Here is a 14,473-nt window from a genome sequence, read left to right on the forward strand (position 1 = left end):
CATAAGTAATGTTTGAATTGACTGTGCTCTTATTGGTCTTTACTTTTGAAAAAGTAAAACAAAACAGCTCAAGGCTGCTGCCCAATTCGAATGGTCACTTCGTTTCATTGAAACCTAATTTGAAACCCCTCTTTATTAAGAGAAATTTCTAGTTGGATTATCATCAACGAGTGCCCACACAGATTGATAGGTTTATATTGTTAAAGAGCTTTGCTTTTTGAGAACACTTTCTCTCGAAGCGGAGGTGAATTCTAGCGAGATAATTTGAAGAGTCAAACACTTTTTCAAATTTATTTTGTTAGAAGCTTTTCACCTCGCTGACTATTGCTGAAGCCTTGCGGCGTCTGCCCTGTCAGTGGATGCGCATTATAGGCAGTTCCTTTTTTAAGGCAAGCAAAAAGATGCATTTTTTTCATAAAAAAAGACTAAGTGGACATTAATTACTCAGACCAACATTTACACCCACTTTACCCTCAGGTTAGCCACGAGTTGTTCACAAATCACTGTGGATAACTAGTCATCTGAATCAAAAAAGTATGAAATCCGTGAGCGTGGATTTAGGTACTCCCTTACTTTATCCGGAAGTTTGTTAGGTAAGATTGCATTAACTATCTTTATTTCTCTTTCAGCTAAGTCAATGATTGGCGCTTGAGTTCTGGGTACAGAGGGATCGTAGATAAGAACATTAGGAAAGAGAATGTTCTTAGAGTTCACAGAGATAACCAAACCGACCATATCATTCGATAGCTGTACAACAGTGCCTGGAGGATAGATCCCCATAAACTTAATCAATAAGCTCAGATTCTCGTTGTTATATAGATGCTTGCAGTTTTTGTAGAGGTATGAGAGCGCAACATAAGGAATTTTTTGGTCAGCGGCGACATTAGTATGACAAAGATTGTCATAGGCATTTGCCACAGCAACAATTTGGGTTAGCTCATCAATCTGATCTTCTTTCAATCCTTCAGGGTAACCGGAACCGTCATTAAGCTCATGATGCTGCGCTATGACTGTCCGAGCACTTTCAGGAAAACTCGCCATATTAGCCGCGATCTCTAACCCATATTTTGTATGCAGTTTTAGATAGTTTTTTTCAGGTTCAGTAAGATGAGTCGGTTTACGCAATATCGCTGTAGGGACTTTCACTTTCCCCATATCATGGAATAAAGAAGCGAAAGCGACTTCCTTTATTTGATCTGCACTCAGCATTTTTGCTTTGGCGATCATCATCGCGACCACGGAAACATTGAGTGAATGAAAGTAAATGTCTTCAAATTCACTCTTACCATTCATCAAGTGCAGCGTAACGTTGTCATCACTTAGTAGCTTATCAACGATATCATTAACGAGTAGCGTCGCCTCATCAACGGCTTGTTCTGGTCGATTGCGGATCTTATTCATGACCGCTCTCATGCGCGACAACGAGCGCTCAAACTCTTTTTCACAGTTGATGACACGTCGTCGGTAGGCACTAAGTTTTTCAATCCGATCTTGTTTCTCTTTCCAGAGCTTTTGCGCTTCGAGATCGACTTCGCTATCAACAGGTTCCTCTACTGAGCTAGATTGACTTGATGAGGGAAGTGGTTGCGTATCACTTTGATTTGGGTTTATGAAGACGTGCTTAATCCCTAAGTGACGAATCATACGAATTTGTTCTTCGTCTTTCACTTTGAAGCTATTGAATAAAAAGGGATGCTCGTTCCATTTAACCGGAAGACGAATATGCAACCCTGGCTGTAGCCTATCTACAGTAATTTTGATGCTCGCCACGATCTATATACAACTTTATTTACTTACTTATTAATGAATAATTTTAGAGTAATGGGAAAACGAAATCATTATCTATGCGCTGGAATGAGAGATATCTTACGTGAAATTCATAGCTTCAATGTATATCAAACTATACAAGGTTGCAGTGTAGCATCCAGCGGACACCAAACTGATCTTCTACTTTACCAAACCGAGCGCCCCAAAATGTGTCTGCCAGAGGCATCATGACGTGACCTCCTTCCGATAACTTGTCAAAGAGCCGACCTTGTTCATCGATGTCTGTCAGAACAACCGACAAAGCAATATTGTTGCCAGAGAGCTCTTTTGCAAATACACCATCAGATAACATCAATTTCATGCCTGATGCTTGAAACTCTGCGTGCATTATCCAATGTGGGTCTGCTCCTTCTATCTCTTGAGGCGCATCTTTAAACAGTTGCTTAGAAACAGTAACGCCTCCGAAGCAGTTCTGATAAAAATCAAGTGCTTCTTGGCAGCGTCCTGCAAAGAATAGATAGGGAGTGAGTTGGTACATTTTCAGCCTCCATCTTGATAATTTAAAGATAGACAACTTTTCCCTAAGCCACAGAAAATTTAAGTAAACCACTCAAGGCATGCGCAACAGAGCATAAAACACATCGATAGTACGTAAGGCCACTGATTCTGAATGACCATCCGTCTCTTCATTGGAATAAACCAGTACTGACGAACGTGCTTTAGGCGAGAGAAGGGGCAGAAGGCTCATGGAACGACAGTTACAATGTTCATCCCCCAAAAACGACGAAAGGCCGCTATAAAAGCGACCTTTCTATGTATGTTACTCGCGGGTGACTTGGCTGGGCAGGCACTCCTGACGCCATGCTGGGTTTGAACTCACAAACTCTAGATACAACAAAGCCCCGACTTTCGTCGAGGCTTTATCGTTTAAATATGGTACCGGTGGGCGGACTTGAACCGCCACTCCCGAAGGAAACGGATTTTGAATCCGTCGTGTATACCAATTTCACCACACCGGCATCTCTGGGCTATTGCCCTTTGATGTTTGGCATTATACGTATGCCAATGAATCGTGCAAGTGCAAAAGACTGAAATAACTATCGTTTGACGATAAAATAGCCACAAATTGATAAGCTGTGCGCAAGCTCTCTTTTCAGATCAAAACTGAAGCTATATTCTTTCGCCTTATTTTGTTTGGGTAAGTAGGTTTTATGTCAACGATTGACACTTTGCCACCAGCAGGCTTGTTTCGCCGCTTAGGGGCTCTTTTTTACGATGGACTTATTATCATTGCCGTAGAAATGATGGCAGCGGGTATTGTTATCGCTATTTTGCATGCATTGATGGCGATGGGCATCTTTAACGTAGGTGGATTTGAAGACGTGAGTGACTTCCTCACTAACCACCCGATTTGGAGTCCGGTTTATACCGCGTATTTGGCCTTCGTATGGATCTATTTCTTTGTTTTCTTCTGGACCAGAGCCGGTCAAACGTTAGGTATGCGTGCATGGAAACTGCACTTGCGTAGCATAGACGGAAAACCTGTTTCAGTCACACAGGCACTAATCCGTATTGGTACTTCGGGTTTTGGTCTCGCTAATTTTACAGTTCCATTAGATCCACAAAAACGAGGATTTCATGATATCTGGGCAAAAACACAAGTTGTGGTGCTGCCGAAAGCAAATTAACGTTTTAAAGATAGTAAAAAGGAAGGCTGTTGCCTTCCTTTTTCATTTCAAACTGTTCAGTCTACTTTGAGCTCTTTAAGCATCGCTTCTGGTAACGCCAACTCATCGTTTTTGTTTACTGAGATACCAGCAGCTAGAATCGCTTCTGCAATCTGTTTCGCCTCATCCAGAGAATGCATCGCCGCAGTACCACACTGATACTCATTGAGTTCAGGGATCTTATTCTGACTTTCAACTTTTAGCACATCTTTCATCGCAGCTAACCACGCGTCGGCAACTTGCTGCTCTTGTGGAGAGCCGATTAGACTCATGTAGAAACCGGTACGACAACCCATAGGTGAGATATCGATAATCTCGACACTTTCACCGTTAAGATGATTGCGCATAAATCCTGCGTAAAGGTGTTCGAGAGTGTGAATTCCTTTTTCAGATAAGATGTCTTTATTTGGTGCGGTAAAACGCAGGTCGAATACCGTAATGGTGTCACCCTTTGGGGTGGTCATTGTTTTCGCAACACGAACTGCTGGTGCATGCATTCGGGTATGATCAACGGTAAAACTATCTAATAACGGCATTGTCCTTCTCCATTTCTACTTCTCTGGTACTAAAAGAACCAGCTTCTATTGTTTTCTAATTCCTGTCGGCACTGTTTAAGTTGCCAACCATAATCCTTTGCCTGCTGCTCGACTTTTCGAGCCACGCGAATTAGTGACGGTTTCGACTGATAACTTTTCCGTTTATAGCCGCCGCGACCTTCATGATAGGCTAAATACTGGTTGTAAGCATCCCACTTGGAGATGCCGAGTTGTTTCTGAGTTTCACTCGTGTACCAACCTATAAACATGAGTGAATCTGAGAAGTCTGTCCGAGAGCCGCCATGATCGGTCGACTTTTGGAAATCTTCCCAGGCAGGATCCTGCGCCTGAGCGTAACCATAAGCGCTACTGACTCGTCCCCACGGTATAAAACCAAGCAAATAGTCTTTAGGCGGGCGAGCATCATGACGAAAGCTACTCTCTTGTTTGACAATCGCCATTGAAACTTGAATCGGAGTTCCCCACTCCTTTTGCATATCAATAGCGTCGTCATACCAGCCTGGCTTTTCTCGAAAAATCTCGCAAAGGTTCGACTGATCTTTAGGCGGGGATGTCGCACACCCGCCAACTAAGGACACACTAAGGAGGAGTGAAAGCTTCCTTATCACGATGCGACCTTAAGACTTTAAATAAGAGAAGTACTCTTCAAGATACTGCTCGAAACTCAATTCATCAGATGCTTCAACGTCAAGTTGAGCCTGAACAGAACGAACCACTTCACTTTCCATATCCGCTTCACTGTACGTTCTGTAGCTGCGGTTTAAGTGGTCATTGCGATATTGCTTACCCAACTCACATCCAATTTTACCCAACCCGCCAAAGCGCTTAGTATCTTCGAGTAACTTGCCCGATATGGTGTTCTCAGGGTTATCTATCCACGAAAGTAGCTTGTAGCAAACCGCTTGGTATGCTACACCACCCATCGCCTCATCCATTTTTTCTGCGATCTGGACTAATTCCACAAATACACGTTTTGCCCAGTCTTGTAATGTAAGGACTTCACCCCTACAGCCAATTTGCAGTTCGAGACCTGGCTTACGACCTTCGATGATGACTCGATTCCAGTTGTCACGCCAGCACGCTTGTTCACAGTAATCCATGGGCTCAGACTCAGTCAGTGCTGCCCACGTTAAGAACATATCTAAGAATCGTACTTGATCCTCATTGATACCGATTGAGCTGTAAGGATTCACATCTAACGATCTGACCTCAATATACTCTACGCCACCACGAGCCAGCGCTTCTGATGGTTTTTCGCCAGACTTAGCGACTCGTTTTGGTCGAATTGGCGCGTACAGCTCATTTTCAATTTGAAGTACATTGCTATTGAGCTGAAGGTACTCGCCATCCACTTTTACCCCGATCTCAGCAAACTCATTCGAAGGAGTGCGTATCGCGGTATTCAAACCATCTAAATACTCTTCGAGGCTATTAAAACCTATTTTTAGAGAGCTTTGAGCACTGTTGGTATAGCCCAAATCACTCATTCTCAGCGAGGTGGAATACGGCAGATAAAGCGATCCACCAATGCTTTCAAACGGTAATTTGCTGTCTCTGCCCTGTACAAACGACGAACATAACGCTGGCGATGCACCAAAGAAGTAAGGGATTAACCAGCCAAAACGGTAATAATTGCGAATCAAACCAAAGTAAGCGTCTGACTTACTCGCCTGACGCTGCTCTTCGTTCTGGTCACCTAACAATTGCTGCCAAAAACTCTCAGGGAAAGAGAAGTTGAAATGCACACCTGAGATAATTTGCATCAAGCTGCCATAGCGACGCTTTAAACCTTCGCGGTAAAGCGTTTTCATTTTCCCAGAGTTAGAAACACCATATTGAGCTAGGTTGATATCATCTTCACTACCGACATAACACGGCATAGAAAGCGGCCACATTTTTTCTTCGCCCAGCTTAGTCTGAGTAAAGTGGTGGATGTCCTCTAACTGTGCAATCAGGGTTGATATGTCATTCGATACCGGCGTAATAAATTCCAGCAATGACTCGGAGAAATCGGTGGTGATCCAGCTATTCGCATAAGCGGAACCGAGTCCTTCAGGATGTGGCGTTGTTGCAAGATGACCATCTTGGTGATAGCGCAGCGTTTCACGCTCCACACCACGTCCAAAACTCTTAAATACTTCTGGGTTTTGTGCAACTCGCTCAAGTCGCGCAGCAAATTCAGTCAAAATGAGGTTCGCTTATATCTAAGGTTTGGTAGTTCTACCAAACTGGCTAAACAAATTCATAAAGGGTGACCCATGTCACCCTCTAGCTATGCACTATGTTATGTGTACTCTAACGGATGATTTCAAGCTCTTCTATCGGAATCTGCAAACTTTCTAATTGTGGCTTCAGGGTTTTGGCATCACCGACAACAATGATTTGGTAATCATCTGGTGTAAACCACTTCTTCGCCAACTCGTCTAAAGTCTGCTTATCTACCGTTTCAACGATCTCATTGCGTTGCTTGAGGTAGTCTTCATCAAGACTGTACGCAAGAATACTACTAAGCAGTCCGGCTTTCTGTGAAGGCGTTTCATACTTTAGTGCATCTTGTTGACCGACCGCTAAGCGTAAAAATTTCATCTCATCATCAGTCATTCCATTCTGACTGTATGCCTTTAACTCTTTTTCAAGCTCAATGATTGATGGAACAGTTGCGTCAGCACGAACCTGTGTTGAGAACACAATCGCACCCACTTCTCGATTCGATGCAAGATAACCGCTAGCGCCATAGGTGTAACCTTTATCTTCACGGAGATTCTGATTGATTCTACTGTTGAAGTTCCCAGCTAAGTTAAAGTTAGCCAATTGGGTTAGGTACACTTCCCCCGTTGCATCAAACGGTAGACCTTGACGCACCACGCGTACCACACTTTGTGGTGCTCCTGGCTTATCCACCAAATAAAGCTTTTTCTGCTGATTTTCCTTAACAAGTTGCGGTCTTAGCAGTGGGGCAACTTCTCCCTGCCAAGAATCAATAAAGGCTAACTGCTGTTTGATCTGTTTCCTATTGATGTCTCCAACAACAACTATTTGTGCTCCCTGCGGAGTGTAATGTTGTTTGTAGAACGCTTTGACGTCATCCAAGGTTAATGCTTCCAGTGACGCTTGCGTACCATCATTGGAGCGCTGATATACCGTCCCGTCAAAAAGTACCTGTCGGGTTGCTTGAGAGGCCAACCAACTTGTTTGTTGGTGCTGGTAGACGATACCTTCTAGCATTTGCTTTTTGATGCGCTCAAAATCTTGCTCACGGAATGCTGGCTTAAACAGTACCTCTTCGACAATTTTAAGTGTCTGAGGTAGGTTTTTCTCTAAACTAGAGACTGAAATACTGGTCGTGTAATTTCCCGCTTCTACGTTAAGCGTACTCCCTAGCTTATCCAACCGCGCCTGTAACTGTTCAAGAGTCGAGTCCAGTGTCGCCTCTTCCATCATAGCCGCAGTTAAGTTCGCCAACCCTTCTTTGCCTTTTTTGACATAACGCTCTCCAGCAGGAAAACTAATTTCTAGCTGTACAGTCGGCGTTTCAGCGCTCACCGTACCCAACAGTTCAGCACCATTGTCAAAATAGAGGCGGTAAAGTTTCGGCATTTGTGCCTTAACACTTTCAGCGACTTGAGGCATCACAGAACGATCAAAGTTGTCCTGTGCACGACGATACGCGAGTTGATCGTCAGTGACCTTTTGGTATTCAGGTAACGTTCTTTGTGGCGTGCTGAACGTTGCAGGCGCAGCAGCAAGTTCCGTCTTACCTTTAGGTACCACACTTAAAGCAACTTTAGGGTGACCGTTAACGTAATTTTTATAGGCGTCCATCACCGACTCTGGGGTGACCGCACGAATTTGCGCTAACTGAGTCTGAATTCGGTCTGGGGTATTGAAGAAAGTTTCATTAGAAGCAAGCTGCGATACTTTGCCTCGCACACTTTGCAATGCGAAAACCGACTGAGCCTCAGCCATTCCGGTAATTTGATCTAATCGGTTGTTATCTATCCCTTTCGCTTCAAACTCACCTAGGGTTTGCATCAACTCCTGATACAAAGGTTTCAGAGCGCTGTTTTCCCCCGAAGGTGCCATTGCATAAACGTAAAAATTACAGGCTAACTCTGCGCAATCTTGGAAAGCCCCTGCATCAACGGCTTTCTGAGTTTTAACCAACTTTTGATACAGAAAACTATTCGCACCATTACCCAATACGTTGGCAAGGGCGTTTAAGGAAGCCTGCCCCTCAGCACCATTGTAGGTTGTCGGCCACCCAAGAATAAGCATCGGTTGCTGAATGCGGTCTTCTAACGTGACATAACGATCTTCAGTTAGCTTGGCTGGCTGTTTAGGTGCCTGCTCTACCGCTGGCCCTGATGGAATCGATCCAAAGTACTTACTTACCCACTCTAAGGTTTGATCAACATCGAGATCACCACCAATGGTTAGGACTGCATTGTTGGGGCCATACCATCTCAGGAAAAACGCTTTGAGATCATTAACATCAACACGGTCAAGATCTTCGACATAGCCAATCGTCTGCCAAGAATATGGATGTCCCTCTGGGTACATCGCTTCGCCCATTTTCTCCCACATCAAGCCATATGGACGGTTGTCATAGTTTTGCGCGCGCTCGTTCTTCACTGTATCACGCTGAATTTCAAACTTGTGCTGTGAGACTGCATCAAGCAAAAAACCCATACGGTCAGATTCAAGCCACAACATTTTCTCAAGTTGATTTGAAGGCACCGTTTCAAAATAATTCGTGCGATCCCGATTGGTCGTTCCATTCAGAGAACCACCCGCCTCGGTGATGATCTTAAAATGTTCTTGATCGCCAACATTCTCACTGCCCTGAAACATCATATGTTCAAAGAAATGAGCAAAACCTGACTTGCCTACCTCCTCACGCGCTGAACCTACGTGGTAGGTAACATCAACATGGACAAGTGGATCAGAATGATCCGGAGACAATATCACTGTCAGCCCATTTTCTAACTGATACTTTGAATATGGGATCATTGCCTTACCTGGCTCACCATCCACTTCTTCAATAAGAGTGACACCTTCAGGTAAGGAGGAAAAGAAAGGTACAGAAGAAAGGTTGCTAGAACTGCAACCATATAGTGCAACAAGAGAAATAGCACCAAGCCAAATCTTTCTCATGACATCCCCTTAGAAAAAACCGAAAAAAACTGCAGCAAGTAGAATGTAACGGAGTGCTTTACCAATCAGTATCAACCAAAAGCAAGGCCAAAAACGCATCCGTAGCCAACCCGCAGCTAAGCACAATGGATCACCAATCACTGGCAACCAGCTAAAAAAAAGCGACCAATAGCCGTATTTATTTAGCCATAATAAGGCTTTATGACCATGTTTTTCGTTCTGAGTTCGGTTTGGTAGCCATAATCCAAGCCAAAAATTCGTTAAACCACCAAGAGTATTGCCTAACGTAGCAACGGCAATAATATAAAAGGTCGAGTATTGGTTTAAGCTCAAGGTAGCGATCAGCCCGGCCTCTGAACCTCCAGGCAATAAAGTGGCACTGAGGAAACCACTTAGAAAGAGTACCCACAGTGCCGAGTCTGAAAACCAAAGAGCGAAAGATTCGAATGCGCTGTTAAACGCTTCTAACATTGCATATCAAGCAAGACCTTGCCTCTTGTGTGACCGGTTTCAATCTGTTTATGTGCTTCAGCAACCTGTTCGAATGGGTACACCTGATGAATCTCAGTCTTGACTAAACCAACACTCACCATGTAGAGAAGCGCATCAAGTTGCTCTGGGTTTGGATCAACAAGCATTCCCGTTGCTTCAAAGCCTAGAAGTTTCGCTTTCTCACAAATCAACTCTGCGGAAAGAGTGGGAACCGTTACCACTTTCGCACCATCTTTTAAGCATTTAAGTGCATCAAGAGCGGCATCACCACCGACCAAATCGATAAGCACATCCGCTTCTTCGACTCGCTCGGAAACAGGAGCAAACTGGTAGTTGATCGCATGAGCACCTAGAGTTGCCATATAATCCAAATTCGCTTCGCTACAAGTAGTAAAGACTTCTGCCTTAGCCGCAACGGCAACCTGAATCGCAATGTGACCCACGCCACCCGCACCAGCGAGAATCAGAACACGCTGGCCTTCTTTCACCCCAGCCTTATCCAAGGCCTGTACCGCTGTTTGGCCTGCCAGTGGAAGAGCAGCTGCCGCTTCAAGCGTGATAGAATTTGGCACAAGACTTAACGCGGTTTCGTGTACACAAACAAATTGGCTATAACCGCCTCCTGCGAGAGGGAAACCAATAAAGCCTGCAACATTGTCGCCAACAGCAAAACGCTCGACACCTTCTCCAAGCGTGATAATTTCACCGGAGATATCATAGCCGGGTACCCAAGGCAGGTTATCTTTATTCTGAGAAGCTGCCCAGCCTAAACCTGCCCGCGTTTTTACATCTATAGGATTAACACCAGAGAAATGGACCTTAACCAGTACTTCACCCGCTTTAGGTTCTGGAATTGGTGAAGTTTGAATAACGAGAACGTCTGGATCACCAAATTGTGAGATTGCGATTTGTTTGTTTTCCATTTCTTCATTTCCCTATCGATATAAAAAAGGGATGCGAAAGCATCCCTTTGAATATATACCATTTATTGCTAGCAAGTTAACCACTTACTCTCAATTTGACCAATTACTAACCGTAATTCACGCTTAGCCAACCAAGGCAAGCAAAATACCGGCAGCTACCGCCGAGCCAAGAACACCAGCTACGTTAGGTCCCATTGCGTGCATTAATAAGAAGTTTTGTGAGTTTGCCTCTAAACCGACCTTGTTTACAACACGCGCTGCCATTGGTACAGCAGAAACACCGGCAGCACCGATCAATGGGTTGATATTTTCTTTAGACAGCTTGTTGAGTAATTTCGCCATCAAGACACCACCCGCAGTACCGATACTAAAAGCCACAGCCCCTAACGCCAGAATGCCAAGCGTTTCAACATTAAGAAACTCTTCGGCTTGCAGCTTAGAACCGACGCCTAGCCCCAAGAAGATAGTCACAATATTGATGAGTTCATTTTGTGCAGTCTTAGATAGACGGTCTACAACACCAGCTTCACGCATCAAGTTGCCAAGACAGAACATACCGACCAGCGGTGTTGCTGATGGTAGGAACAAGATCGTCATTAGCAGAACAGCCAGTGGGAATAGAATCTTCTCACCTTTTCCAACATGGCGAAGTTGAGCCATTTGGATTTTACGCTCTTCCGGTGTCGTCAGCGCCTTCATAATAGGCGGTTGAATGATAGGAACCAATGCCATATAGCTATATGCTGCAACGGCAATCGCACCCAGCAGATCTGGAGAGAGCTGACTTGCTAAGAAAATAGCCGTCGGGCCATCTGCGCCACCAATGATCGCAATCGAAGCAGCATCAGGCATGCTAAATTCCATACCCGGCACATAGTTAAGTAGGATCGCACCAAATAGTGTTGCAAAGATACCAAACTGAGCTGCCGCACCTAACCATAACGTCTTAGGGTTTGCGATAAGAGCACCGAAATCGGTCATCGCGCCAACGCCCATGAAGATAAGTAGTGGGAAAATACCCGACTCTATACCTACATAGTAGACGTAGTAGAGCAATCCGCCCTCTTCCGTAAACCCTGCGTTAGGGATGTTCGCTAAGATGGCACCAAAGCCTATTGGCAAAAGTAGTAGCGGCTCAAAGCCTTTGCGAATGGCCAAAAACAGCAGTGCGCACCCGACCAAGATCATGCAGATCTGGCCAAATTCAAAGTGAGCGATCCCTGTTTCTGACCAAAGAGTCATTAATCCTTCCATGAGACTCCCTTACGCCAGACTAAGTAGTGGAGCACCAACAGTCACAGAATCACCTTCTTTGACATGCAGATCTTGGACGATGCCACCACGGGCAGCACGGATTTCTGTCTCCATCTTCATAGCTTCAAGAATCAACAACACATCACCTTCTGCAACCTGAGCACCGCTCTGAACGTTAACCTTGAAGATGTTGCCCGCTAGTGGAGCAGGTACTGTTTCTGAATTGCCCGCAGGTGCCGCAGGAGCCACAGCTTGAGTATTAGCAGCCGATTGAGCAGGAGTTACTGATGTCAGCTGACCTTGTGGACCAACTTCAACATCATAAACCTGTCCATCAACCTTCACGCTGTAAGTTTCAATACCACCTTGAGCTGGTTGAGCCACAACTGGTGTTGGCTCTTCTTTACCCGGTGCTGGTTCAAACGCGTCTGGGTTGCGACGGTTTTTAAGGAACTTAAGTCCGACTTGTGGGAATAATGCATAAGTCAGAACATCATCGACCGTATCTTCTGCTAGCGAAATACCTTCCGCTTTAGCCTTGGCTAAGAGATCATCGGTCAAAGTTTCCATTTCAGCTTCAAGCAAATCAGCAGGACGACAAGTAATCGCTTTACCACCATCAAGCACTTTCGCCTGAAGCTCTGCATTAAGCTCAGCAGGTGCCGCACCGTACTCACCTTTTAGGACACCAGCCGTTTCCTTGGTGATACTCTTGTAACGCTCTCCGGTCAGAACGTTGATCACCGCTTGGGTACCAACGATCTGTGAAGTAGGAGTAACCAGAGGAATGTAGCCAAGATCTTGACGAACACGTGGGATCTCTTCTAACACTTCATCAATACGATCCGCTGCACCTTGCTCTTTGAGCTGGCTTTCCATATTGGTCAGCATGCCACCTGGAACTTGAGCAATAAGGATACGAGAATCGACGCCTTTCAGTTGACCTTCGAACTTGGCGTACTTTTTACGTACTTCGCGGAAATACGCCGCGATTGGTTCGATCTGATCAAGCTTAAGGTTAGTGTCACGTTCAGTGCCCTGAAGCATAGCCACAACTGTTTCAGTTGGCGTATGACCGTAAGTACAGCTCATTGACGAAATAGCCGTATCAAGAATATCGATACCAGCTTCGACAGCTTTCACTGCTGTGGCAGTCGAAAGACCCGTGGTCGCGTGGCAATGTAAAGCAAGCGGCACATCACACGATGCTTTGATACGTGTAATAAGATCTTCCGCTTCGTAGGGTTTCAGAAGTCCCGACATATCCTTGATACAAAGCGAATGGCAACCGAGATCTTCTAGACGCTTAGCAAGGTCTACCCAAGTCTCGGTATTGTGGACCGGACTGGTCGTGTAAGAGAGTGTACCCTGTGCATGAGCACCAACATCAACCGTCGCTTTAACGGCTTTTTCAAAGTTTCGCACGTCGTTCATCGCATCAAAAATGCGGAACACATCCATACCATTGGTATGGGCACGCTCAACAAACTTTTCTACTACATCATCAGCGTAGTGACGGTAACCCAATAAGTTTTGGCCACGCAGTAGCATTTGCATTGGTGTGTTAGGCATTGCTTTCTTTAATGCACGTAAACGCTCCCAAGGGTCTTCGCCCAGGAATCGAATGCACGCATCAAACGTAGCACCGCCCCATGTTTCTAGAGACCAATAACCGACCTTATCGAGCTCTTCCGCGATAGGTAACATATCCTCTAGACGCATACGCGTCGCGAATAGCGACTGATGGGCGTCACGAAGGACCACATCTGTTAAAGCTAGTGGTTTAGACATGCTCATTAACTCCTTTTAATCCTATCAAATGCTATTTAGCCACCAAAGTACGGTACTGATGTACCGCTGCGGAAATTGCCGCAACAACCTTCGGACTCACAGCAGAAGATGGTATTTGAACTTTGTTATTTTGATTTGGTACAGCGATCGGCTCTGGAACTTCTTCTGGCAAAAGTTTAGACATCAACCGAACGAGATAGACAAGAATAGTGAGGAATATAAACACTACAACCATCCCTGTAAGCATCAGGGTTGCAGCGTCTACTAGCAGGCTTCCAATATTATCCATTTTTGCATCCTTTCTTTGTCATCCTGACAACAACATTAGGCCTCTCGAAAATCATCATCATGACGATAGATAAACACTAACGTATACCAGCATGATGCCGGTGCTCTTGTTGCCAGAACATACAGTAAAATCCTGACAAGAGGCTTAGGATTATCTCGATTGGTTAAACTTTGTCAATTTTGTTTAAGAAGCTATTGACGATAAAGCACAGATCTAGGGAATTATTCGTCACACAAATCACATAAATCTGCAATATTTAGCCAAATGAGCATAAATAACTGTGGGTTTTATGACCTTATGACAAAACATCATGTGTTACTGAGATGTGGGTAAAAGAAATAGCAAAATCGCTGTAGAAACAACTAGTTGTAATACTAGTGTTTAAAGAATGTTGCAAAGGTGTTAATAAAAAAGCCCTGCTATTTCTAGCAGGGCTTATAATGTGGCGCGTCCTGGAGGATTCGAACCTCCGACCGCCTGGTTCGTAGCCAGGTACTCTATCCAGCTGAGCTAAGGACG

The 14,473-nt window shown here is 44.8% G+C and carries 12 protein-coding genes and 1 tRNA gene; 1 reads left to right on the forward strand and 12 read right to left on the reverse strand.

What is annotated here, in order from left to right:
* Nucleotides 1–513: 513 nt before the first annotated feature.
* The 3 genes from ACQEXT_RS20930 to ACQEXT_RS20940 form a co-directional block, all read right to left on the reverse strand.
* Nucleotides 514–1,770: an HD-GYP domain-containing protein gene (locus ACQEXT_RS20930; RefSeq protein WP_426953398.1), complete on the reverse strand. Its 1,257-nt coding sequence runs from the start codon at nucleotides 1,768–1,770 to the stop codon at nucleotides 514–516.
* A gap of 130 nt (nucleotides 1,771–1,900) precedes the next feature.
* Entirely contained in the window at nucleotides 1,901–2,305 is a 405-nt protein-coding gene (locus ACQEXT_RS20935; RefSeq protein WP_426953399.1) for a VOC family protein, read from the reverse strand.
* Between the two features lie 396 nt (nucleotides 2,306–2,701).
* Nucleotides 2,702–2,786: transfer RNA gene (locus ACQEXT_RS20940), tRNA-Leu, on the reverse strand.
* 192 nt (nucleotides 2,787–2,978) lie between these two features.
* Between ACQEXT_RS20940 and ACQEXT_RS20945 the strand changes: the two genes are divergently transcribed.
* Nucleotides 2,979–3,455: an RDD family protein gene (locus tag ACQEXT_RS20945; protein WP_138971970.1), complete on the forward strand. Its 477-nt coding sequence runs from the start codon at nucleotides 2,979–2,981 to the stop codon at nucleotides 3,453–3,455.
* Between the two features lie 56 nt (nucleotides 3,456–3,511).
* Here the strand turns inward: ACQEXT_RS20945 and luxS are convergent, their stop codons facing one another.
* From luxS to ACQEXT_RS20990, 9 genes are all read right to left on the reverse strand, one after another.
* On the reverse strand, nucleotides 3,512–4,030 hold the full coding sequence (gene luxS, locus ACQEXT_RS20950; protein WP_138971969.1) for an S-ribosylhomocysteine lyase: 519 nt from the start codon (nucleotides 4,028–4,030) through the stop codon (nucleotides 3,512–3,514).
* A 29-nt stretch (nucleotides 4,031–4,059) separates the two neighbouring features.
* Nucleotides 4,060–4,656, reverse strand: a complete 597-nt coding sequence (locus ACQEXT_RS20955) for a hypothetical protein (RefSeq protein WP_138971975.1) — start codon at nucleotides 4,654–4,656, stop codon at nucleotides 4,060–4,062.
* Nucleotides 4,657–4,668: 12 nt separating this feature from the next.
* The gene (gshA, locus tag ACQEXT_RS20960; protein WP_426953400.1) at nucleotides 4,669–6,237 is read right to left on the reverse strand and encodes a glutamate--cysteine ligase; all 1,569 of its coding nucleotides are present in this window, start codon (nucleotides 6,235–6,237) and stop codon (nucleotides 4,669–4,671) included.
* A gap of 109 nt (nucleotides 6,238–6,346) precedes the next feature.
* Nucleotides 6,347–9,205: a M16 family metallopeptidase gene (locus tag ACQEXT_RS20965; RefSeq protein ID WP_426953402.1), complete on the reverse strand. Its 2,859-nt coding sequence runs from the start codon at nucleotides 9,203–9,205 to the stop codon at nucleotides 6,347–6,349.
* 9 nt (nucleotides 9,206–9,214) lie between these two features.
* Entirely contained in the window at nucleotides 9,215–9,676 is a 462-nt protein-coding gene (locus tag ACQEXT_RS20970) for a YqaA family protein (protein ID WP_426953404.1), read from the reverse strand.
* A complete protein-coding gene (locus tag ACQEXT_RS20975) occupies nucleotides 9,670–10,620 on the reverse strand; it encodes an NADP-dependent oxidoreductase (protein ID WP_426953406.1) in 951 nt (316 codons plus the stop codon). The genes ACQEXT_RS20970 and ACQEXT_RS20975 overlap by 7 nt, the downstream gene beginning before the upstream one ends.
* A 123-nt stretch (nucleotides 10,621–10,743) precedes the next feature.
* Complete coding sequence (locus tag ACQEXT_RS20980; RefSeq protein ID WP_426953407.1) at nucleotides 10,744–11,874, reverse strand: sodium ion-translocating decarboxylase subunit beta; 1,131 nt, start codon at nucleotides 11,872–11,874, stop codon at nucleotides 10,744–10,746.
* Between the two features lie 9 nt (nucleotides 11,875–11,883).
* On the reverse strand, nucleotides 11,884–13,665 hold the full coding sequence (gene oadA, locus ACQEXT_RS20985) for a sodium-extruding oxaloacetate decarboxylase subunit alpha (RefSeq protein ID WP_426953409.1): 1,782 nt from the start codon (nucleotides 13,663–13,665) through the stop codon (nucleotides 11,884–11,886).
* Nucleotides 13,666–13,696: 31 nt separating this feature from the next.
* Complete coding sequence (locus ACQEXT_RS20990; protein ID WP_426953410.1) at nucleotides 13,697–13,954, reverse strand: oxaloacetate decarboxylase subunit gamma; 258 nt, start codon at nucleotides 13,952–13,954, stop codon at nucleotides 13,697–13,699.
* Nucleotides 13,955–14,473 lie beyond the last annotated feature (519 nt).

Source organism: Vibrio sp. TRT 29B02 (assembly GCF_050113655.1).
GTDB lineage: Bacteria > Pseudomonadota > Gammaproteobacteria > Enterobacterales > Vibrionaceae > Vibrio.